The organism is Kouleothrix sp. 19917 (assembly GCF_057073505.1).
This window is the reverse complement of record NZ_CP097099.1, coordinates 3,886,035-3,906,591: the sequence shown is the minus strand read 5'-3', so window position 1 is coordinate 3,906,591 and position 20,557 is coordinate 3,886,035. Positions and strand designations below refer to the sequence as shown.

The 20,557-nt window shown below is 64.0% G+C and carries 20 protein-coding genes; 2 read left to right on the top strand and 18 right to left on the bottom strand.

From position 1 onward, the window contains the following. Positions 1-417: 417 nt before the first annotated feature. Together M1P90_RS15950 and M1P90_RS15945 are read right to left on the bottom strand one after the other, a co-directional pair. On the bottom strand, positions 418-2,088 hold the full coding sequence (locus M1P90_RS15950) for a fatty acid CoA ligase family protein (protein WP_483703917.1): 1,671 nt from the start codon (positions 2,086-2,088) through the stop codon (positions 418-420). A gap of 160 nt (positions 2,089-2,248) precedes the next feature. Next, the gene (locus tag M1P90_RS15945; protein WP_483703915.1) at positions 2,249-3,133 is read right to left on the bottom strand and encodes an alpha/beta fold hydrolase; all 885 of its coding nucleotides are present in this window, start codon (positions 3,131-3,133) and stop codon (positions 2,249-2,251) included. Positions 3,134-3,282: 149 nt separating this feature from the next. Between M1P90_RS15945 and M1P90_RS15940 the strand changes: the two genes are divergently transcribed. After that, entirely contained in the window at positions 3,283-4,593 is a 1,311-nt protein-coding gene (locus M1P90_RS15940) for an extracellular solute-binding protein (RefSeq protein ID WP_483703913.1), read from the top strand. A gap of 153 nt (positions 4,594-4,746) precedes the next feature. Here the strand turns inward: M1P90_RS15940 and M1P90_RS15935 are convergent, their stop codons facing one another. The 13 genes from M1P90_RS15935 to M1P90_RS15875 all read right to left on the bottom strand — a co-directional run bounded on the left by M1P90_RS15935 (position 4,747) and on the right by M1P90_RS15875 (position 16,764). Continuing rightward, positions 4,747-5,664, bottom strand: a complete 918-nt coding sequence (locus tag M1P90_RS15935) for a DUF4032 domain-containing protein (RefSeq protein WP_483703911.1) — start codon at positions 5,662-5,664, stop codon at positions 4,747-4,749. Between the two features lie 150 nt (positions 5,665-5,814). After that, the gene (locus tag M1P90_RS15930) at positions 5,815-6,480 is read right to left on the bottom strand and encodes a metallophosphoesterase (RefSeq protein WP_483703909.1); all 666 of its coding nucleotides are present in this window, start codon (positions 6,478-6,480) and stop codon (positions 5,815-5,817) included. Between the two features lie 98 nt (positions 6,481-6,578). After that, entirely contained in the window at positions 6,579-8,069 is a 1,491-nt protein-coding gene (locus M1P90_RS15925) for a radical SAM protein (protein ID WP_483703907.1), read from the bottom strand. A gap of 15 nt (positions 8,070-8,084) precedes the next feature. Beyond that, entirely contained in the window at positions 8,085-8,414 is a 330-nt protein-coding gene (locus M1P90_RS15920; RefSeq protein ID WP_483703905.1) for a hypothetical protein, read from the bottom strand. Between the two features lie 298 nt (positions 8,415-8,712). Further along, positions 8,713-9,471, bottom strand: a complete 759-nt coding sequence (locus M1P90_RS15915) for a prolipoprotein diacylglyceryl transferase (protein ID WP_483703903.1) — start codon at positions 9,469-9,471, stop codon at positions 8,713-8,715. A 148-nt stretch (positions 9,472-9,619) separates the two neighbouring features. Continuing rightward, positions 9,620-10,180: a P-loop NTPase family protein gene (locus M1P90_RS15910; protein ID WP_483703901.1), complete on the bottom strand. Its 561-nt coding sequence runs from the start codon at positions 10,178-10,180 to the stop codon at positions 9,620-9,622. 90 nt (positions 10,181-10,270) lie between these two features. Further along, complete coding sequence (locus M1P90_RS15905; protein WP_483703899.1) at positions 10,271-11,878, bottom strand: carboxyl transferase domain-containing protein; 1,608 nt, start codon at positions 11,876-11,878, stop codon at positions 10,271-10,273. Positions 11,879-11,882: 4 nt separating this feature from the next. Beyond that, on the bottom strand, positions 11,883-12,293 hold the full coding sequence (locus tag M1P90_RS15900; RefSeq protein ID WP_483703897.1) for a RidA family protein: 411 nt from the start codon (positions 12,291-12,293) through the stop codon (positions 11,883-11,885). A gap of 1 nt (position 12,294) precedes the next feature. Beyond that, the gene (locus M1P90_RS15895; RefSeq protein WP_483703895.1) at positions 12,295-12,882 is read right to left on the bottom strand and encodes an HD domain-containing protein; all 588 of its coding nucleotides are present in this window, start codon (positions 12,880-12,882) and stop codon (positions 12,295-12,297) included. 16 nt (positions 12,883-12,898) lie between these two features. Beyond that, positions 12,899-13,447 carry a hypothetical protein gene (locus M1P90_RS15890; RefSeq protein ID WP_483703893.1) on the bottom strand — a complete coding sequence of 183 codons (549 nt, stop codon included), beginning with the start codon at positions 13,445-13,447 and terminating at the stop codon, positions 12,899-12,901. A gap of 1 nt (position 13,448) precedes the next feature. Then, positions 13,449-14,435, bottom strand: a complete 987-nt coding sequence (locus tag M1P90_RS15885) for a hydroxymethylglutaryl-CoA lyase (RefSeq protein ID WP_483703891.1) — start codon at positions 14,433-14,435, stop codon at positions 13,449-13,451. 65 nt (positions 14,436-14,500) lie between these two features. Beyond that, positions 14,501-15,289 carry a response regulator transcription factor gene (locus M1P90_RS15880; protein ID WP_483703889.1) on the bottom strand — a complete coding sequence of 263 codons (789 nt, stop codon included), beginning with the start codon at positions 15,287-15,289 and terminating at the stop codon, positions 14,501-14,503. Beyond that, the gene (locus tag M1P90_RS15875) at positions 15,286-16,764 is read right to left on the bottom strand and encodes a two-component system sensor histidine kinase NtrB (RefSeq protein WP_483703887.1); all 1,479 of its coding nucleotides are present in this window, start codon (positions 16,762-16,764) and stop codon (positions 15,286-15,288) included. The genes M1P90_RS15880 and M1P90_RS15875 overlap by 4 nt, the downstream gene beginning before the upstream one ends. A 349-nt stretch (positions 16,765-17,113) precedes the next feature. Here M1P90_RS15875 and lexA point away from each other — a divergent pair, with 349 nt between their 5' ends. After that, positions 17,114-17,770, top strand: coding sequence for a transcriptional repressor LexA (gene lexA, locus M1P90_RS15870; protein WP_483703885.1), 657 nt, complete (start codon positions 17,114-17,116; stop codon positions 17,768-17,770). Positions 17,771-17,845: 75 nt separating this feature from the next. Here the strand turns inward: lexA and M1P90_RS15865 are convergent, their stop codons facing one another. From M1P90_RS15865 to M1P90_RS15855, 3 genes are read right to left on the bottom strand one after another with little or no spacing between them, the layout of a single operon-like run. Beyond that, positions 17,846-18,229 (bottom strand): Zn-ribbon domain-containing OB-fold protein, encoded by a 384-nt coding sequence (locus M1P90_RS15865; protein WP_483703883.1) that lies wholly within the window; start codon positions 18,227-18,229, stop codon positions 17,846-17,848. Positions 18,230-18,241: 12 nt separating this feature from the next. Next, positions 18,242-19,396 carry a thiolase C-terminal domain-containing protein gene (locus M1P90_RS15860; protein WP_483703881.1) on the bottom strand — a complete coding sequence of 385 codons (1,155 nt, stop codon included), beginning with the start codon at positions 19,394-19,396 and terminating at the stop codon, positions 18,242-18,244. Positions 19,397-19,407: 11 nt separating this feature from the next. Further along, the gene (locus tag M1P90_RS15855) at positions 19,408-20,457 is read right to left on the bottom strand and encodes a hydroxymethylglutaryl-CoA synthase (protein WP_483703879.1); all 1,050 of its coding nucleotides are present in this window, start codon (positions 20,455-20,457) and stop codon (positions 19,408-19,410) included. Between the last annotated feature and the right edge of the window lie 100 nt (positions 20,458-20,557).

Sequence of the window (20,557 nt, the reverse complement as noted above, 5' to 3'; positions counted from 1 at the left end):
AGAACACCGAGATCACAGAGGAAAGTTCAAACTCAGTGCTCTCCGTGCGCTCTGTGGCCACTATTCTTCTCTCACGCGCCCTTCGATACGCGGCTGCGCCGCACTCAGGACGCTATTAGGTGCGACCTCCAAAACTCCGTGCCTCTGTGCCTCCGTGGTGAATTGCCTTTTCGGTGCGTCGCTCACGCGCCCTTCGATACGCGGCTGCGCCGCACTCAGGACGCTATTATGGCAAAACTCAGTGCCTCTTTCCCTGTGGTGAAATACTCTTTGCTCGTCGCGTGGGCGAAGATCCTTCGACTTCGCTCAGGGCAGGCGAGCTTCGCCGCTACGTGCAACCTGCAACATTCAAACCTGTAACTTTGCAACATCTCTGCGCTCTTTGCGCTCTTTGCGGTTTATTCTTCTGGTGGTCGCCTACGCAAGCTGTTTTTGCGCCCACACCGCCAGCCGCTCGCGGAAGATCTTGGCGTTGTGGCGAATATCGACCGGGAAGGACGGGTGAAACAGCACCGTCTGGATCGGGCGTGTCATCGCGTGGGCCGCGCCGAGCGCCAGCAGCTCGCGGGTGAAGCGGGCGCGGTCGGCGGCGCTGCGCGGCAGGTGGCCGGGCTGCGGCTCGATGATGATGGCAGCGGAAGCGTGCCCACCGCGCCGAATGCCCACCAGCGCGGCGCGATAGACGGCAGGATGCTGGCTGAACACCAGCTCGCACGGCTCGGTGTACAGGCACTGCGCGGCAAGCTGCACGCGCTGGCTTTTCCGCCCATAGAACCACAGCCGGCCCTGCTCATCGAGGTAGCCCAGGTCGCCCATGCGGTGCCACACCGCGTCGCCATCGGCAATTTTGGCGAGCTGGTTCGACTGCGGGCGGTTCATGTAGGCGCGTGTCACCATTGGCCCGCGCACGGCGATCTCGCCCACTGCGCCAGCCGGCAGCGGGAGTGTGTCGTCCCAGTGCGCAATCGGCTCGTCGCTGATGGGGATGATGCGCAGCGTGACGGCAGGCACCGGTCTGCCCACGCAGGTCCCGGCGATCGGGTCGGCGCGCTCGCGCATGGCGGCCAGCACCTCGCGCCCGCTGGCCGATGCCACCGGCAGCGCCTCGGTCGCGCCATAGGGCGTATGCGTGTCGGCGCTGGGCGCAAGAATGTGCGCGAAACGCTCATGGAGCGCAAGCGGCACGGGCGCGCCGGCCATCAGCACGCGCCGCAGCGAGGGCAGCTCGATGCGCTGGTCGATGCAGTAGCGCGTCACACGGTTCCAGATCGCCGGCGAGCCAAACGACGAGGTAACCTGCTGGTCGCGGATCAGCTCAATCACATCGGCCGGGTTGCACGAGGCCGGGCGCGTGGGATTGATTTCGGGAATGGCGGATGTGATGCCCAGCGCGACATTGAACAGGGCGAACAGCGGAAAGGCCGGCATCTCGACTTCGCCGGGCGCGATGCCGTACAGCTCGCGCAGCACACGCACCTGCGCCTCAAACATTGCGTGCTCGTAGATGACGCCTTTCGGCACGCCAGTGCTGCCGCTGGTGAACAGGATCGCGGCCATGTCGCCAGGGTGCGGCTGCACAATCGGGAATGGCTCGGCGCGCTCGTCGCGCAGCTCGTCGAGGGTCGGCCCGCCCCAGCCCCAGCGCCGCCCAACCGTCACCGCGCGCGTGATTGTGCGGGTGGCGCGGCGAAACACCATGCGCGCCACATGCGCGGCCGGCACGCCGATCAGCGCCTCGGGCTGGCTTTCCGCGATGCAGGCCGCGAGGTTGGTGCGGCCCATCGCCGGGTCGATCAGGATGGGCACGCAGCCAGCTTTGAACAAGGCAAAGGCCAGCGCGATCAGCGGCAGGCCGGGCGGCACCATCAGCAGCACGCGCGTGCCCGCGCCAATGCCGTAGCGCGCCAGCCCGTAGGCGTAGACGTCGCTGGCGCGATCCAGCTCGGCAAAGGTCATTTGCTCGTAGTGGGCGCGGCCATGGGTGTCGCGGCCGGCGCGGCGCAGCACAGCAACCTGCGCGGGGCGTTCCTGTGCCATCAGCGGCAGGTAGCGCGCAATATTCGTATTTGTGGCGCTTGTTGTGGGCATAGGCGTGACGAAAGGCGAACGAGAGTATTCACCACAGAGACACAGAGACACGGAGAAATTGGTTGAAAGTTTACAGGTTGTATGTTGCAAGTTACTGCTGCCAACCTGCAACCTTCAACCTGCTAACTCATCACTCAACATTCAACACTCAAAACTTTCATCACCGCGCTAAAAAGTTCATTACCTCGGGCACAATCGCCTCGTGCGCGTCTTCCAGCACGTAATGGCCGGCGTTGTCGTAGCGCAGCACGCGCGCATTGGGCAGGCGCTGCATCCAGCCAGCCAGAAAATGGTCGGTGAAGCACCAGTCGCGCCCGCCCCACAAGATCAGCGCGGGCGTGTTGCGAAACGCGCCCAGCCGCTGGTCAATCCCATCAACCGTGGCCCAGGTTGGGTGCGACGGGCGCAGCGGGATGTCCTGCACAAAGCGCAGGTTTGCCACGCGGTCGTGCCAGGAACCGTAGGGCAGCAGGTAGCCGTCGCGCACCTGCGGGTCGAGCGGGCGCTCCACCGCCATCAGGGTCGCGCCGCCGGCAAAGCCATTCAGTCCGCGAATCGCCACGTCGCCAACGAGCGGGATTTTGCACACGCCAATGCGCCAGGGAATGCGCGGCGAAAGAAACGCGGCGGTGTTGAACAGCACGAGCCGCCGCACGCCAGCCGGGCGCCGCACCGCATTGCCAAAGCCAATCGCGCCGCCCCAGTCGTGCACCACCATGTCGTACTGCTCGATGCCAAGATGTGCCAGCAGCCGGCCCAGGTTTTCGATATGGTTTTCGAGCCGGTACGGGTAGTTCTGAGGCTTATCCGACAGCCCGCAGCCCATGTGGTCGGGCACAATCACGCGATGGGTGTCGCGCAGCGCCAGGATCAGGCGGCGGTAGAAAAACGACCATGTCGGATTACCGTGCAGCATCACCACCGCCGGCCCGCGCCCTTCGTCCACGTAGTTGATCGTGCCGCCGGGAACGTCGAGCTGGTGCTGCGCAAATGGGTAGATCGATTCGATGCGGGACAGGTCGTATGCGGGTGGGGCAGCTCTCACGGTCGCTCCTGTGCTCGTGCGGCGCTGCGGGCTACTATAGCACGAAAACGGCGCGCGCATTCTGTGCTACCATGCCCGGCCGGAAGGGCTGGTGGTGGTTGATTTTCTGGCAATGCTGCGCACGCGCCGCCTGTGTGAGTTTGAATGTTGTGATAGTACGATTTCGATTCTTCGGCTGGATGCTTCTGCTCCTGGCGCTGATGGCCTGCTCGCCCGCCCCGGCTGAGCCAACCGCAATCCCCGCGCCCGCCGCGCCAACCAGTGCGCCCACAGCAGCGCCGCGCCCAACAGCGGTGCCGCCGGTGACGGCAGTTGCGCAGCCAACCGTGCCGCCCAGCGGCCTGGTGCTGTGGGCCGTGGCCGAAGGCCCTGAGCTGGCGGCCTTGCAGCGGCTGGTGGCCGATCTGAGCGCGCCGCTGGGCGCGCCGGTGCTGGTGATTGGGAAAAGCGCCGACGCGCTGGTGGCCGACATTCGCGCCGACGCGCTGGCTGGCCTGTCGCCGCCCGCGCTGGTCTGGGCCAGCCAGGATGAGCTTGGCCTGCTTCAGCGCGCCGAGATGCTTCAGCCCGCCAGCGACGGCTTGCCCGACGACGCATTTCTGCCGGCTGTGGTTGAAGGGGCCACGCTGGGCGGCGAGCGCTGGGGAACGCCAGTGGCGGCGCAGGGCTACCTGCTGCTCCTGTTCAACCGCAAGCTGGCGAACAGCGCGCCTCGCACCACCGACGAGCTCATCGCCCGCTCGCGCGCGCTGGCGGGCGGCGACACCTACGGCCTGGTGGCGGCCTGGGTCGAGCCGCGCTGGTTTACTGCCTGGCTGAACGGTTTTGGTGGCGCGCCGCTCGACGCGAACGGCCAGCCCACGCTCAACACCCCGCAGGCGATTGCGGCGCTGAATCTGCTGAAGGAGCTGCGCGCCGCCGGCCCGCCTACGCCTTCGACCTATGAGGACGGGGCGCGGCTGTTTCGGCAGGGGCGCGCGGCTTTCGCAGTTGATGGCGACTGGTCGCTGGCGAGCTACCGCGACTACACCGACACGCTTGATCTGGGGATTGCGCCCATGCCGCAGGTGCCGGCAACCGGGCGAACGGCGGCTTCGGGCCTGGGTGGAACCTACCTGATGTATAGCAATTCGCTCGGCGGCGCGCAGCTCGATGCTGCTCGGGCGCTCGGGCGTGCACTGGCGGGCGCCGATGCGCAGGCGCGCATTGTCGGCGAGCTTGGCCGCCTGCCCGCGCTGCGCGCCGCCCAAAATATCCCTGCTGTTGCGAACAACCCCGCGCTGGCCGCAGCCGCCGCGCAGGCGCAGGACGCCCCTGGCCTGCCGCCAATTGGCGCGCTGCGCTGTGCGTGGAACGCCATTCAGCCGCAGCTTGCGCCCGTGCTGCTTGGCCAGCAAACCCAGGAAGACGCCGCCGCCGTCATGCAGTCCAGCGCCGAGGCGTGCGTTGCCGCACCGTAGCGCGCCTCTGGCGCGGGGGTTAGGGTTTGGGGGATAGGGGCTAGAGGGTGCGGCAATAATGACTGCTGCCATGTTCGAGAGCGACCAACGACAAAGGACGAAGGACGAAAGAAATCCCTTTCGCCATTCGTCCTTCGTCGTTGGTCTTTCGCCCTACAGCTGCACGCCCAGGCGCAGCAGCGCACCCCGCAGCGCACCGCCAACCGTGCTGCGCAGGTTGCGCGGGCTGAACTGCTGGACATAGCTGCTGGTCGCGCCGGCCGGGCCAGGGTCGCTGCCGGTGCGCTCGCGCGTGTACCAGCGGTGGTCGATGATCCAGCGATACAGGTCGGCCTCGGTGCGGTTGGGGAAAAGGCGCAGCGCATTCTGCTCGCGAATCACCCGCACGATCGGCATGTACACCTCGTCGTACCAGTGCGCCACAGCCTCGTCACGCGGAATGTCGCGCCCAAGCTCTTGCCCGAGGTAGTAGCGGTGCGCGTTGATATGCCGCACCAGGTCGAGGTAGCCGCCCAGCTCGCTGAACTCGATCCGCTCGTCGGGCCGCAGGGCGTGCAAATCCGTCCACTCCAGAAAGTCGCTGTACTCTTCTTTCAGCATCAGGTCGTGCGTGGCGAGCGTGGGGGTCAGCGGCACGTCCACCACAAGCTCGGTGACATAGGCGTCGATGTCGACCTGCCCGATCTGGCGGGCGACCGACACGCGGTGGTTGCCGTCGCGCACGAAATAGATTTCGCCAATTTTGTACAGCTCGATTGGCGGCAGGGTGATCGAGTCGAGCATGGCGCGGTCGATACTCGTCCAGCGGTCGCGCAAGGAGTCGGAGCGGGGGAGAAACTGGCGGTCGAAGTCGCCGTAGCGCCCTTCGCTGCCAATGATATTTGCCAGGGGAATGGTCTGGTGGCCGATCCAGCGCTGGCCGCGCACATTGATGCGCGTGCGCACATCTTCAAAGGAGATGATGCCGCTGGGGCGGCGGCGCAGAATGTTGATGAGTTCGGTAAGAAAAGCCTTGCGGCGCGCATCACTGAAATGCATGCGCGAGGCATTCATGGTCCATGGGCTACTCATATATATGCTCCAACAGCTTCCTGGTGCGGAAGCCGTAAGCACGCGGACCACATTGTCGCCGGTTTGTCACTCCTTGATCTGCCGTGCGTGCGCTGATATCGTATATGCAATGTGTGCAGAAGGCACACAAGCGTCGGCGTTGAGCGGTGCTTAGTTGTCCGAGTGGTTGGCCGGGCTGTGCGCCTGCTCGTCGATGGTGAGCAAGCGGTAGCCGGCGGTGTTCAACACCATTGTGTTTTTATAGCGCGTTTCCGTCACGCTGCTGAAGCCATACGAGCGGTGAATATGCCCGTGGATCAGGTAGCGTGGCGCGAACCAGTCCATCAGCCGCAGCAGCGACTCAAAGCCGCGATGCGGCCGATCCGGCCCGTTGTGAATGCCCAGCGGCGGCGCGTGGGTCAGCATCACATCCAGGTAGCGCCCATAGCGCAGCTTGTTCAGCAGCAGCCGTGGCGCCAGCGCCCAGACATGCGCCATCATTTGCAGCTCGGTGTACTGCGCGCCATCGGAGTTGTTGTAGCGCAGGCACCCGCCCAGCCCGGCAATCAGCAGCCCTGCATGATGGACACTGCGCCGTTCGAGATTGATGCAGCCGCGTGGCGCGTTCAGAACCTCGCCATCTTCGGTGTGCTCGACACCGTTGTGATTCCCATCGATATAGAAGCACGGCCTGCCCAGCATCGTGACGATGAATTCGAGATAGTAGGGTGGCAGGTCGCCACAGCCGAACACCGCTTCGATATGCTGAAAACGGTCTTTGATGTTCAGGCTGTAGATCGCCGGCACGATCTCGTCGCTGACGGTCAGGAACACCATTGTCTGCTTCCATTAAAAACGCGAAGGCGCGACGCTGCCGGCTCATCCCAGCACTGGAACTTCGTCGCATCCTCCGCGTTGGTATATCACAATGTGCATTATATCACAACTGGCAAGTTTCGTGCCGCTTCGGATCGTTCTCGGTAGCCTGCCGAATTGTACGCGCAAAACGGAATCATGCGGCCGTCGGGCTGCAAGAATTCGACGCAGCATTTCATCACATTCTTGACGTTGAAGGTCCATGGGTCCATAAAATCGCGCGTGTTGATCATAAAAATGTGGCGGGCCAGGTCGCGTGGCGTGTGGCTGCTGAGCGGCAGGCTGCTGTGGCAGGCGGTGCAGCGCTCGGTCATGCGGCTGCGCGGCGGGGTGGCGGGTAGGCCAGCCAGCGTGCGCGCCACATCGGCGGCGGCGCGATCCGAGCCAACCATCGCCGACGAGCTCCACAGGCGTTCGAGCGTGTGGAGCAGTTCGTCGCTCAGGCCGGGCAGCGTGCGATTCTTCAGGTAGTCGAGGTACTGGTCGATGGCGAGCAGACGTGTGATTGGCGTGACCGTATCGCCATCGAGCATGGTGTAGGTCACGAAGTTGCAGGTTGGCATGCAGCACGGCACCGGCACAAAATCCTTGGTGCGCAGCAGGCCGCCGGTTTGCGACTCGATTGCGTGGAGCACATCGGGGATGGTGATGCGCGTGAGCGGATCGGCGGGCAGGTGGCGCTGGGCGCGAAAGGCCGGCTGGAAGTTAATACCAAACACGGCCGGGTGGCGCAGCCCAAACTCGACGATCTTGCCAACTTCGTGCTCGTTCACGCCGCGCTCGATTGCGGCCACCAGCACCACGCGCACATCCACTTCGGCCAGGCGGTCGAGCGCGCGCAGCTTGGTTTCCAGCAGGTCGGCGCGGCCGCGCAGCGCCAGGTTCGTGCTGGGCTCGAAGCCGTCGAACTGCAAATAAATCTGCGGCTTGGTGCGCGCCAGCTCGGCCAGCAGGTGGTCGTCGCGGGCGATTTTGATGCCATTGGTGTTGATCATCACATAGGAAATGCCCTTAGCCTGCGCCAGCTCCACAAAGTCGATGATCTGCGGGTGCAGGGTTGGCTCGCCGCCCGAAAACTGAATGACCTCGGGGTTGCCTTCCGCTGCCACAAAGCTGTCGAGCATGAACTCGACCTGCGTGCGGGTGAGCTGCCAGCCGTTCTGCGCGAGGTGCGTGCCCGAACCGGCAAAGCACAGCGGGCAATCGAGGTTGCACGCCTGATTGACCTCGATGATGCCCAGGCAGGCGTGCTGCTGATGCTCGGGGCACAGGCCGCAGTCGTGTGGGCAGCCGTCGCGCACCTCGGTGGCGAATTCGAGGGGAAGCGTGCCGGGCTTGTTGTAGCGCGCAATTTCGGTGTAGAGCTGCGCGTCGCCAAACACCAGCGCCTCGAACCAGCCGTGCTCGGGGCAGCGCTTGCGCATAAACACCTTGTTCTCGCGCAGCAGAATTTGCGCGTCGATCACGCGCTTGCACTCGGGGCAGATGCTGCGCGTGAACTCCCAGAAGATCGCGTCGCGATCGGCTTTTTGGGGCTGTGTTGAAGTCACGTTCGGTCCGTTCGGCTATGAGAAGTTCATGTTGAAGCACACGGCATAGATCAGGATGCCCAGCACCAGCACCAGCGCCAGCGCCGCGCCAAACGCAGCCAGCGCGCCCAGGGCGATCCAGCGCCGCCACATGCCCAGCCCCACCAGCGCGCCGATGTTGATCAGCAGCGGCAGCGCCAGCAAAATCAGCGCAGACATATTTGAGTCGATGTTGGTGGCCTGGCTGAGCAGCATGACGGTGCAGCCGTAGAACAGGCCGTTGACGAGGTACCAGCCCACAAAACCAATCACGAAGTCAAGGATCTTTTCGTTGCGGGTGGTGTATTCCTTGCGTGTGAAGTTCATGGCAGTTTCCGTTCGCAGTCAGCAGTAGGCAGTAGGCAGTAGGCAGTAGGCAGTAGGCAGGATGCAGTAGGCAGGATGCAGTAGGCAGGATGCAGGATGCAGGATGCAGGATGCAGTCAGCAGTAGGCAGTAGGCAGTGGAAAGTGCAACCTGCAACATTCAAACCTGCAACCTGCAACCCCTCTGCGCTCTTTGCGCGCTTTGCGGTGAATTATCTGGTCGTCGGCCGTCGGTCGTCAACCTGCAACATTCAAACCTGAAAACCTGCAACGTATAAATTGAAACCTGCAAACCCCGCCTACGCCGCAGCAGGCCGGGCTGCGCGCATGTGTCGCCCGTAGTAGAGCGCCAGCGCGCCAAGCAGCAGCAGGCACGCGAGCTGCGGGCCAGTCAGGCCCAGCGCCACCACCGGGTTGTTGCGCACAAACTCCACCAGGAAGCGGAAAACCGCATAGCCCGCCAGGCCAAGCTTCAGCAGGTTCCCATTCTGCATGGCCGGGTGGTCGCGCAGCAGTATCAGCACGCCAAACCAGATCAGGTTGAAGCCCGCGTCGTAGAGCGGTGTGGGGTGTACGAGGTAATCGACGCCGGGCGCGGGCACGGCCCATGGCAGCGTGCTGGCCTTGCCCAGGCCATCCTCGGCGGCAAGGAAATCACCCAGGCGGCCAACCGCCGTGCCGAGCGCAATCGCGGGCGCAAAGGCATCGCAGGCGCAGCCGGCCTTGCCAATGATTCGGCTGGCGATATAGCCGCCGATGTATGCGCCAATCAGCCCGCCCATAATCGAGCCGGGGCCAACGCGCGGGTCGAACAGTGTGTACATATTCAGCACCACCGGCGCGGTGCTGCGGCCCAGGAAAAACAGGATCGACAGGCGTGCGCCGATCATGCCGCCCACAAAGGCAGCCAGCGCAATTGGTACCAGTTCTTCTTTTGGCCAGCGGCGGCGGCGCGCTTCCAGAAGCAGCATCAGCAGGCCGACGAGCATGCCAAGCAGCAGGAAAAAGCCGTGGGCGTAGATCGGCATGCCGGCAATGTGGAACAAAATCGGGTGCATGGCGCGGTCCTCCCGGTTCTATAGCGGTTTGCAGAACAATTGACCACTCATGCGCGGCAAGAAGCGCATTGGAGCGCGGAAAATCTAACCGCCTTCTGCATCCTGCCGACTGCAACCTGCTATAGGAGCGACAGGGCGTATGGGCCGATTATACCGCAAGTGGCTGTTCCAGTGCAGCGGGCAATTGCGCCAGCCAGGCATTCGCTGCGGCGGGCGTGGGCAGGCGCAATTTGGTGGCGTGGGCGTATTCGGCGCTGCGAAAGAGCGCGGTGTAGGTGGCGCGATGCCGCGCGTGGGTTTTGAGCGCCCAGAGAAACAGCGAATCGCGGCTGAAAAACTGGTGGCTAAAGCGCTCGTAGTTGCCATTCCACAGCACTTCGCGTGTGCGGGCGCGCCGGATGCTGCGCCAGAACAGCCGCCAGAAAATGACTGGCAGCGCGAAATCGAGCCACACAATCAGCTCGGCGCGGCCCCACGTCAGGTCGCGCACTTTGCTGTAGTTGCCGTCGATCACCCAGGCCGGGCCGCCAACCAGCCGCTCTACGCGGGCGCGAAACAGATCGTCGGGCGCGGGCGTCCATTCCGCATCCCAGTACAGCGCGTCCAGCTCGCCACGCGGCAGGCCGCAGCGCGCCGCAACCGTCTGCGCGGCGGTGGTTTTTCCCGAGCCCGTGCTGCCGATAATGAGAATGCGCTGGGGACGTGGCATAGCTCAGAACCTCAAGCATTGTCAGGCTGACTAAAATACGCACTACGCACTACGCGCTGGCAGGATAGTGCGTGGTGCGTGCTAGCAGCCCTACATGCGGAAAACGCCGTAGCTGGTGGCCGGCACTGGCGCGTTGGCGGCGGCAGAAAGGCCCAGCGCCAGCGTTTGGCGTGTGTCGGCCGGATCGATGATGCCGTCGTCCCACAGGCGCGCGCTGGAGTAGAAAGGGTGGCCTTCGCGCTCGTATTTTTCGAGCGTGGGCGCCATAAAGGCCTCGCGCTCGCGCTCGTTCATGTTGGTGCCGCGCGTGCGCAGATTGTCGAGCCGCACCGTCAGCAGCACGTTGGCGGCCTGCTGCCCGCCCATCACGCTGATCCGCGCGTTCGGCCACATCCACAGCTGGCGCGGCCCGTAGGCGCGGCCGCACATGGCGTAGTTGCCCGCGCCAAACGAGCCGCCAATCATCACGGTGAACTTTGGCACGCGGGCGTTCGCCACCGCCATCACCATTTTCGCGCCGTCGCGGGCAATGCCGCGGTTCTCATATTCGCGCCCAACCATAAAGCCAGTAATATTTTGCAGAAACACCAGCGGCACGCCACGCGCCGCGCACAGTTCGACGAAGTGCGCGCCCTTGAGCGCGCTTTCGCTGAACAGAATGCCGTTGTTGGCAATAATGCCCACCGGCATGCCAAAAATGCGCGCAAAGCCGCACACCAGCGTTTCGCCGTAGCGCGCCTTGAACTCGTGCAGGCGGCTGCCATCCACAATTCGCGCAATGATCTCGCGCACGTCGAAGCTCTTGCGCGCATCCTGCGGAATGATCCCGTAGATCTCGCGCGCGTCGTAGCGTGGCTCTTCGGGCGCGGCTGTGTCCCAGGGCGGCTGCTTGCGCCGGTTCAGGTTCGCCACGATTTCACGCACAATCGCCAGCGCGTGCAGATCGTCGTCGGCGAAGTGGTCGGCCACGCCCGACAGGCGCGTATGCACATCGGCGCCGCCCAGATCTTCCGCGCTCACGTCTTCGCCGGTGGCGGCCTTCACCAGCGGCGGCCCGCCCAGGAAGATCGTGCCGGTTCCCTTCACAATTACCACTTCGTCGCTCATGGCTGGCACATACGCGCCGCCCGCCGTGCAACTGCCCATCACGGCAGCGATCTGCGGAATGCCCAGGGCCGACATCTGGGCCTGGTTGTAGAAAATGCGCCCGAAGTGCTCGCGGTCGGGGAATACATCGGCCTGGAGCGGCAGAAACGCGCCGCCGCTATCGACAAGGTAGACGCAGGGCAGGTTGTTTTCCTGGGCGATCTCCTGTGCGCGCAGGTGCTTTTTCACCGTGAGCGGGTAGTAGGTTCCGCCCTTCACCGTCGCGTCGTTGGCGACGATCATCACTTCCTGGCCGGCCACGCGCCCAATGCCCGTCACCAACCCGGCCGCAGGAACTGCGTCGTCGTAGACCTCGTAGGCGGCCAGCGCCGACAGCTCCAGAAAGGCGGTGTTGGGGTCGAGCAGGCGCTCAATGCGTTCGCGCACAAACAGCTTGCCGCGCCCTTCGTGGCGGGCGCGTGCCTCGGCCTTGCCGCCTTCTTTCACATCAGCCAGCGCGTCGCGCAGCTCATCCACCAGCGGCGCATAGGCGGCGGCGTTGGCGGCAAATTCGTCGGAATGCGTGTCGATCTGTGAGTGTAGAATCGCCATACGTTCACGCTCCAGCCTGGTCGAGCGCCGCGCCGATAATTGCGTCGGCTTCGATCTCTACCAGCATAGCCGGGTCGATCAGTCGGCTGATTTCGATCATGCTGGCGGCGGGGCGAATGTCGCGGAAGAACTCGCCGTGCGCGCGCCCGATCGCTTCCCAATCGGCAATGTTCGTCACAAACATGCGCGTGCGCACCACGTCGGAGAGGTGCGCGCCGGCGCGTTGCAGCGCGCTCTCAATATTGTGCAGCGCCTGGAGCGTTTGCGCGTAGGCGTCGCCCGCGCCAACAACCTGGCCCTGCGCGTTGGTGGCAGTAGTGCCCGCGACGCTCACAAATGGCCCAACCCGCACCGCCCGCGAGTAGCCAACCACGGGCTCCCACGGCGCGCCGCTCGAAATGAGCTGGCGATTCATATCAGGGCCTTTCCAATTCAGTAATTACGTATCGCAACGCATCGACGGCTGAATCCAGCTCGGCAGCGAGCGGGTGACCGTCCAGCTTGGCGCGCACGCCGTCGGCAATTCCTGCATAGTACGCCAGCGTTTGCTCTGGCCCGCGCTTGAAGCGCTGCCACACTGCCGCGCCAGCGCTCCGCAGGTCGCGAATGATCGACTGGGAATTATGCAGCGCGTCGGCGGCCTTGAGCGCGGCTACGTCTGGCCCGCTTTCGTGCAGGCGCTGGAGCTTTTCGGCCTTGCGCTGCTCCCACGGCAGTTCCTGGCCGTTGGCGGCCTTGGTTTCGGTCACAGCCGCCACGAGCGTGGCCACCTCGTCGCCAAATTCGGGGCGGATGGCATCGAGTGGCACATCCGTGTCTTCCACGACATCATGCAGCAGCCCGGCAATCGCGAGTGTTTCGCCAAAGCCGTGCCGCTCAAGGATCAGCGCGACATAAACCGGGTGGGCGATGTAGGGCAGGTCGGTGCCTTTGCGCAGCTGCGCGCGGTGGGCGCGCGCCGCCAGCGCGAGCGCGGCGTCGTAGCGGGGTGAATATGCGCTCATTGCGATCTCCTGTATGTTATTGGGGTGGCGTTTGCCCAACCGCCGCGCCGCGCCGCCGCCACCAGTACAGGATGGTCGAGCCGTCGTTGAAGCCCAGCGGCACAAACACCTGCGCGGTGAACACCAGCAAATTCTCAAGCATAAAGAACTGCGCCAGCAGCCAGGTCACGCCGCCCAGCGGGCGGAACAGCGGCAGGAGCGCCAGGCCCAGCAGCGTCAGAAGCGTGCTGGCGAACGGCCCACCGAGGGCGCGGCGAATGTGGATGTTCGCGGGCAGGGCCGGCTCGTCGCGCGGGTAGATCGTGCTGCTGAGCGGACCCCAGAAGCAAATGCCGATCATGGGGAAGCCAGTGCGGCGGGCGGCCCAGGCGTGGCCAAGCTGGTGAATCAGCTCGGAAAGCCAGTGCAGCACTGTGGCGGCCAGCCCGCCCAGCAGCGCCACGAGGGGCGACAAACCCAGCGCCAGACCCGCCGCCGCGAACACCATCCACAGCACCAGCACCCCAACCACCGCCGATCGCTTGGCGGTAAGCCGCAGCCCAGCCAGGCGCCCAAGTTCGATCATGCTACTCCCTCGCTTCACTCAAAAATTCCAGCGCAGCGTCAGCACGCGGCCCGCCGCCGGGTGGCAGGTGTCGGCACAGCCCGGCCTTGATTGTCTGCCCCGGCACGGTGTGGCCCAGCAGCGTTTCCAGAAACTGCGCGCACTCGATCAGCGCGGGCAGATCGATGCCGGTGGCAATGCCCATTTCGTGCAGCATATGCACCAGGTCTTCGCTGCAAATATTGCCGGGCGCACCGGGCGCAAATGGGCAGCCGCCAATGCCGCCCACACTTGCATCGAAGCGCCACACGCCCACTTCCAGCGCGGCCAGCACATTTGCTAGGCCCGCGCCGCGCGCGCTGTGCGGGTGCAGGCGCAGCGCCACGCCGGGGAAGCGTTCAAGAAAGGCCTGGCACACTGCCTGCACCAGGCGCGGATGCGCCATGCCGGTGGTATCGCCCAGCGTGATCTGCTCGGCCCCCAGCGCCAGCAAATGGTCGCACAGCTCGAGCACGCGGTCAAGCGGCACATCGCCCTCGAAGGGGCAGCCAAACACCACCGAGAGCACCGCCTCGAAGCTGGTGCCGGCGTTGCGCGCAATCGCGGCCACACGGGCGGCCTGCGCCAGCGAATCGGCGATGCTCATATTCACATTGCTGCGGTTATGGCTTTCTGATGCGCTGAGGAAGACCTGGATGGCGTCCACGCGCGCCGCCACGGCGTGCTGCGCGCCAGTGGTGTTTGGCGCGATGGCGCTGTAGATCACGCCCGGCCGCCGCTCGATCTGCGCAAACACTGCGGCGGTATCGGCCATTTGCGGCACATTGCGCGGGTGCACAAACGAGCCAACCTCGATCTGCTGGAGGCCCGTGGCGGCAAGCGCGTTGATGAGCTGAACTTTCTGGCTGGTGCTGAGAATGATGTCTTCGTTCTGCAGCCCATCGCGCGGGCCAACTTCACGCAGACTAATGCGAGCGGGCAGCTCGCCCAAGGGAAGCAATCTGGTCATGAACCTTCACCTCATTGTGAAGAATGCCACCACGCATGCCAGCATCATCGCTGGCGCGCACAGTGTCAGTCGGTTTGAAGCATATAGCCCATGCTGCGGATGCTCACCAGCGCGACCCCCTGGACATTGGTGGATTCGAGCTTGTGGCGCAGCCGGGCGATATGCGGGCGGAGCAGCGCGCGAGCCTCGTCTTCGGGCTGGGCGCGGCCATATACGGCTTCGGAAAGGATGCTGTAGCTCAGTGCAGTGTCGGGCTGCTGGGCCAGCGCCGTGAGCAGGGCAAACTCGGTGCGCGTAAGCGTCAGCGGGTGGCTGCCCAGGTTCGCGGCATGGCGGCGCAGATCGAGCAGCAGCGGCCCAACTTCGATCCGGTCGGAATTCTGGCGCGCTGGCGGCGGGTCGGTCTCGCTGCCGTCGATCATCCCCAGGGCGCGGGCGCTGTCGCTGATGCGCTGGAGCAGCTCGTTGCGCTGCTGGTTGGTGTGGCGCTGCGTCAGCGCGCGCTCAACGCGCTCGCGAATATCGCTCACCTGCGCGGGCTTGAGCAAATAATCGAACGCGCCATAGCGCAGTGCCGAGATCGCGCTGTTGATCGAGCCGTGGGCGGTGAGCAGGATCACTTCAGTGGCCGGCTTATCGCGCTTCAGCTCACGAAGAATCTCAATGCCATCGGAATCGCCCAACTGCAAATCGAGCAGCACCAGATCGAATTCATCGTTAGCAAGTATTTCGCGGGCTGCCACGCCGCTTGCTGCCGACTGAATTTTGTATCCCTGTGCCCGCAGGGCGGCTTCGAGCATCATGCGAACTGCCTGCTCGTCATCCACTACCAGGACGGTAAACGATTGCCTCATAGGGTTGCCTCCTCATCGGCGATAGGCAACATAATGGTAAAGGTTGTGCCTTCACCAAGCTGACTCTGCACGCTGATCCGGCCCATATGCCGATCAACAATAGCCTTACTGGTGTACAAACCCAAACCCATGCCTCGCTCTTTCGTGGTATGCAAGCCATCGAAAATATGCCTGAGCTGTTCGGCAGCAATACCGTAGCCTGTGTCGGTGATCGTAACGACAACATAGCGATTTTGCGACTGCTCGGCGCTGATGTAGGTTTGCACATGCAGCACCCCGCCCTTGCTCATCGCCTCGGCCGCATTCAAAATCAGGTTCAGGAACACCTGCTTGAGCTGATCGGCAACGGCATGGACAGTGGGCAGGTTCGCCGCAAGCTCGGAAAGCACCCGAATGCGGTTGCGCTCAAGCTGCTTGCTGGTGAGCAGCATCACGCTGCTAATCAGCTCGTTGACATCCGTATCGCTGAACACATCGGCGCGCGGGCGGTACAGGTCGCGCAGACGCGCCAGCACCTGCACAATCCGGTCGATCTCTTCTTCGGCCAGCTGCAGGTAGCGCCCGTTTGGCACATCCGGCGGGCACTGCTCAAGAAAGAGCGACAGAAAGCCCTGGATGGCCTGCAGCGGGTTGCCAACCTCGTGCGCAATGCTGGCTGCCAGCTGGCCAATTGCCGCCAGCTTTTCGGCGCGCACCAGCTGCGTTTGCAGCGCCACGCGCTCGGTAATATCTTCCCACACTTCCACCACCTGGTGCGGGTGGCCATTTGCATCAATCAGCGGAATGCTGGTAATTTCCTGAAGCACCTGCGCGCCGTCGGGCCGCGGCATAGTGCGGCGGATGTGCTTGGTGTTGCTGGTGGCAAGCGTTTGGGCCGCCGGCGATTCGCGCCATGGGCCAAGCGCCGCGCCGTAGTGCATGCCAACCAGGGCAGCGGGCTCAAAGCCAAACAGATCCGAGAGCGCGCGATTGGCAGCCAGAATCACCCCATCGCCACCAATCAGTGCCAGGCCCATTGGCACACTGTCGATCACACCACGAATGAGGTTGCGGCTGACCTGAATCTCGCGCAGGCGTGTGCGCTCTTCAATTTGCTCGGCCTGGAGACGCAGCAGCGCAATCTGGCGCGCCGACTCAATCGCGTTTGCGGCGAGCTGCGCGGCTGCGGTGGCCCGTTTGACATCAATTGGAATGGAAGGGTGGTAAAGAAGCAATGCCGCGCCAATCGCCTGTTCTTCGTGAATAATTGGCAGCGCCAGAGCCGGACGGCCGCCGGCCTGCACCGTCAGCGCTTCGCGGCGGTGGAATGCGCGCCGCACCAGGTTTGCGCCTTCGAGCGCGCGCCACGTTGGTGTATCGCCAACTGTGCTGTGCATCGCAAACAAGCGCGGGGCATTGCCAGCGTTAGGCGAAATGGCAAGATAACACGCCAATGCTCCAACACTATCACCTAACGTTGCCGCGATCTGTTCCATGCTCTCGCGCAACGCTGGTGGTGAAGATAGCGAATTGACGAACTCAGTATCAGGTGACGCGCTCACGCATGTCCCTCACTGCCGAGATACGATTCAAGGGCTATGGAAAAAAAGGAAGATAAAAATATTGTAAGTGATATTGTTGCACCTGTGCAACGTGTTGTCAAGCGTTGGCCACGCCTCGCGGCCAGATTCTGTTTTCCACAAACTATAAACATGGTCTTGACAAGAACAGGTGTTTTCGTATAATGATAATTACTACAAAAGTTCTAGTAGGCTATGTGTGCGGCCTTCTGTCGTCTGGGCTTTCCCGCTCGGAGCGGCCGCAGTCAACGAAAGGAAAACTGCAATGCGCTCCCCGGATGCTCTGTCGAACCGACAGAAAGATATTCTTAACTACATTGAAGGCTTTGTCCAGGATAATGGCTACCCGCCCGCGATTCGCCAGATCCAGGAACAGCTCGATATTTCGTCGACGTCTGTTGTTGCGTACAACCTGAAGGCGCTTGAAAACAAAGGCTTGCTGAAGCGCCAGGGCAAGGTTTCGCGTGGTATTACCATCCCGCAGACTTCCGCGGTGAACCTGAGCCTGCGCGAACTCACCCAGGTACCGCTGCTGGGCGTTATCACCGCCGGCCAGCCGCTGCCCGACCCGGAAGACACTTCGGGCGGCTCGGCCGAGATGATCGACGTCCCGCCGGATATCGCGCCCACCGAGAAGCTGAAAGACGTCTATGCGCTTCAGGTGCGCGGCCACTCGATGATCGATGCGCTGATCGACGACGGTGATATTGTGCTGCTGCGCTACCAGGAGACGGCTGAAAACGGCCAGATGGTGGCGGCCCGCCTGCGCGACGAGAACTCGGTCACGCTCAAGAAGTTCTACAAAGAAGGCACGCGCGTGCGGCTTCAGCCGGCCAACGTCACGATGGAGCCGATCTACACCGATGCTGCAAATGTTCGCATCGAAGGTCGCGTGGTTGGTGTGCTGCGACGCATGTTCTAGCAGCCGCTCATATTTTCGTAAAACAACGAGGGCCTGGCATTCGTGCCAGGCCCTCGTTGTTGTTAAAACTACTGATTATCCCAGGCGCGGGCGGAATTTATAGCCATACACCAGCAGGCCATCAGGCCCAAGGTCGCGCAGCTGCCGCGTCACCATTTCAACCGGCAGGTCGATCGCCACATCTTCGGCGTCGCAGTCGGTGAGCTGGGCAGTGACCATCGGCCCTTCTTCCAGCTTCACCATAGCAAGAATGTATGGTCCCTCGGCTTCCAGGCCGGCAGGCGGCTGCCGCACCACGCTGAATGAGTAGACCGTGCCGGCCCCACTGAGGTCAAACGATTCCCACTCGGCGCTGGCTGCCGTCTCGGGCGGGAAACGCACCGCGCCGCTGGCAGTGTTGCGCTGGCCGGCCAGCCGATAGCGGGCCGCGCGCTGGCGCCAGTGTTTTGCAAGATCCATGTCGCAGCCTCCTTATTCCGCTACCAGAATGTGCGTCGCTGCCGTCGCGCCGATGCCGCCCAAGCACTGGCCCAGCGCCACGCGCGCATTCGCCACCTGTGCCTTGCCGGCTTCGCCGCGCAGCTGCCGCACCAATTCAACAATTTGGAACACGCCGTTCGCGCCAACCGTGTCGCCACGCGCCTTGCAGCCGCCGCCGGTAGCCAGCGGCGTTGCGCCGCCTACGCCAATCCCGCCTTCGCGTGCAAGCTGCACACCCGCGCCGCGCTCGGCAAAGCCGCACGCTTCCAGGCCCAGCGTCGCCGCAATGCCGTGCGGGTCGGTCAGCTCGATGGCCTGCACATCGCCAGTGTTCAAGCCCGCGCCGCTGAGCGCGCTTGCCGCCGAGCGCGCCGCCGCGCCAAGCCAAAGCGGGTCGGGCCGCTGGTGCAGCGCCAGCGTGTCGGTTGCGACGGCCGAGCCCGCGATGCGAATAAGCGGCGCGCCCAGCTCGCGCGCCAGGCCCGCGCTGGCAACCAGCACCACCGCCGCGCCATCCGCCACCGTCGAGCTGTCGAGCAGGCTCAGTGGGTCAGCGACCATGCCAGCGGCGCGCACTTTCTCAACCGAGGTCGCGAAGCGATACAGCGCCTTCGGGTTGGCTGCGCCATTGGCGTGCGCATTTACCGGGAAGGGCGCGAAATCAACCGCGTCGTAGCCGTACTGGTGCATATAGCGACGCATCAGCATGGCCCACTGGGCGGTAAGGGTCGCGCCGTGCACGCCTTCCCAATCGGCATCGCCGGCCAGTGCCAGGCCAGCTTCCAGCCGCCCATCCAGCACATCGGTCACTTTTTCGACGCCAACAACCGCCACCAGATCGTATGCGCCGCTGGCGACGGCCAGGTAGGCCTGCCGCAGCGCAACGCCACCCGACGCGCCAGCTGCGTCGATTGTGCTGGCTTCAATGCCCGGCAGGCCAATTGCGGTGGCGATTGCCGCGCCCATCTGGCCCTGCACCTGCAAGGCGCTGCCCAGCGCGTTCGCAGCATACAGCGCCTGCACGCGCTCGGGCGCGATATTCCCCAGTGCCGCCGTGAATGCCTCGCGCGCCAGATCGCCAGCGGTGCGCTCCCAATGCTCGGCAACAGCCGTCTGCCCGGTGCCGATGATATACACAGGTTGCATAATGTGCTCCTTTACTCCATCACCAGCTTGCCGCGCCACTTGGCGTACACCGCATAATCGACAAATTTCTCGCGGGCGAGGTAGGCAGCCGTCAGCGGGGCACGTCCGCGCCGCTCGGTAATCGCCTCGGTCACGCGCAGCGCGTAGGCATCCGAGCCCGAGCCCGAGCCATACGAGGTGACGAAAATCGTCTCGCCGGGCTGGGCAACGTCGAGAATTGCGCACAGCCCAAGCAGCGCCGCCGCCGAGTAGGTGTTGCCAATTTTCGGCGCAAGCAGGCCGGGTGTCATCTGTTCAGCACTAAAGCCAAGCTGCTTGCCAACGGTCTGCGGGAAGCGCGCATTCGGCTGGTGGAACACGGCGTAGGTGTAGTCGGAGGGCTTGGTGCCAAGCTCGTCGAGCAGGTGTTTGGCGGCGTGGCGGATCTGGCCGAAGTAGGCCGGCTCGCCGGTAAAGCGATTACCATGTACCGGGTAGGCGCGGTCGGCGCGGCGGAAGAAGTCGGGCGTGTCCTGCACATACGAGCAGGTCGCCTCAATCGTCGCCACCGCCTGCTCGGCCGGGCCAACCACCAGCGCAGCCGCGCCCGCCGCCGCCGTGTATTCGAGCGCGTCGCCGGGGCGGCCCTGCGCGGTGTCGGCGCCAATCGCCAGCACATATTCGGCCATGCCGCTGCCGACCATGCCCATGCCAGCGGTCAGCGCTTCCGAGCCGGCCTTGCAGGCAAATTCCCAATCGGCGGTGCTGACCCAGGGCGTCGCGCCCAGCGCCTCGGCCACCACCGTGCCCGAAGGCTTGACCGAGTAAGGGTGGCTTTCGCTGCCCACCCACACGGCCGAAAGCTGGGCGGCGCTGAGCCCGCCGCGCGCAAGCGCGCTGCGGCCGGCTTCAATTGACATGGTAATTGTATCTTCATCGGGGCCGGGCACGCTCTTCGCGTCAACCGGAACCCCACCCTGGCCATCGGTCCAGATTCGCGCAATCTCGCGCGCGGCGATGCGATAGCGTGGGATATACACGCCATAGCCGACGATTCCGACCGGCTTGTTGGGACGCATCATAGACATCTCCTTGTGAATTGGTGTGTCGCTGCGGCTGCTCAATATTCAGGAAGAGCGCGCAGCATAATGGAGGGCGAACAGCGCCGATGTTGTTCGCCCC

Coding starts and splice junctions, on each gene's coding strand:
- M1P90_RS15950 (WP_483703917.1), bottom strand. CDS start 2,088: ATGCCCACAACAAGCGCCACAAATACGAATATTGCGCGCTACCTGCCG.
- M1P90_RS15935 (WP_483703911.1), bottom strand. CDS start 5,664: ATGAGTAGCCCATGGACCATGAATGCCTCGCGCATGCATTTCAGTGAT.
- M1P90_RS15930 (WP_483703909.1), bottom strand. CDS start 6,480: ATGGTGTTCCTGACCGTCAGCGACGAGATCGTGCCGGCGATCTACAGC.
- M1P90_RS15920 (WP_483703905.1), bottom strand. CDS start 8,414: ATGAACTTCACACGCAAGGAATACACCACCCGCAACGAAAAGATCCTT.
- M1P90_RS15915 (WP_483703903.1), bottom strand. CDS start 9,471: ATGCACCCGATTTTGTTCCACATTGCCGGCATGCCGATCTACGCCCAC.
- M1P90_RS15910 (WP_483703901.1), bottom strand. CDS start 10,180: ATGCCACGTCCCCAGCGCATTCTCATTATCGGCAGCACGGGCTCGGGA.
- M1P90_RS15905 (WP_483703899.1), bottom strand. CDS start 11,878: ATGGCGATTCTACACTCACAGATCGACACGCATTCCGACGAATTTGCC.
- M1P90_RS15900 (WP_483703897.1), bottom strand. CDS start 12,293: ATGAATCGCCAGCTCATTTCGAGCGGCGCGCCGTGGGAGCCCGTGGTT.
- M1P90_RS15895 (WP_483703895.1), bottom strand. CDS start 12,882: ATGAGCGCATATTCACCCCGCTACGACGCCGCGCTCGCGCTGGCGGCG.
- M1P90_RS15890 (WP_483703893.1), bottom strand. CDS start 13,447: ATGATCGAACTTGGGCGCCTGGCTGGGCTGCGGCTTACCGCCAAGCGA.
- M1P90_RS15885 (WP_483703891.1), bottom strand. CDS start 14,435: ATGACCAGATTGCTTCCCTTGGGCGAGCTGCCCGCTCGCATTAGTCTG.
- M1P90_RS15880 (WP_483703889.1), bottom strand. CDS start 15,289: ATGAGGCAATCGTTTACCGTCCTGGTAGTGGATGACGAGCAGGCAGTT.
- M1P90_RS15875 (WP_483703887.1), bottom strand. CDS start 16,764: ATGGAACAGATCGCGGCAACGTTAGGTGATAGTGTTGGAGCATTGGCG.
- lexA (WP_483703885.1), top strand. CDS start 17,114: ATGCGCTCCCCGGATGCTCTGTCGAACCGACAGAAAGATATTCTTAAC.
- M1P90_RS15865 (WP_483703883.1), bottom strand. CDS start 18,229: ATGGATCTTGCAAAACACTGGCGCCAGCGCGCGGCCCGCTATCGGCTG.
- M1P90_RS15860 (WP_483703881.1), bottom strand. CDS start 19,396: ATGCAACCTGTGTATATCATCGGCACCGGGCAGACGGCTGTTGCCGAG.
- M1P90_RS15855 (WP_483703879.1), bottom strand. CDS start 20,457: ATGATGCGTCCCAACAAGCCGGTCGGAATCGTCGGCTATGGCGTGTAT.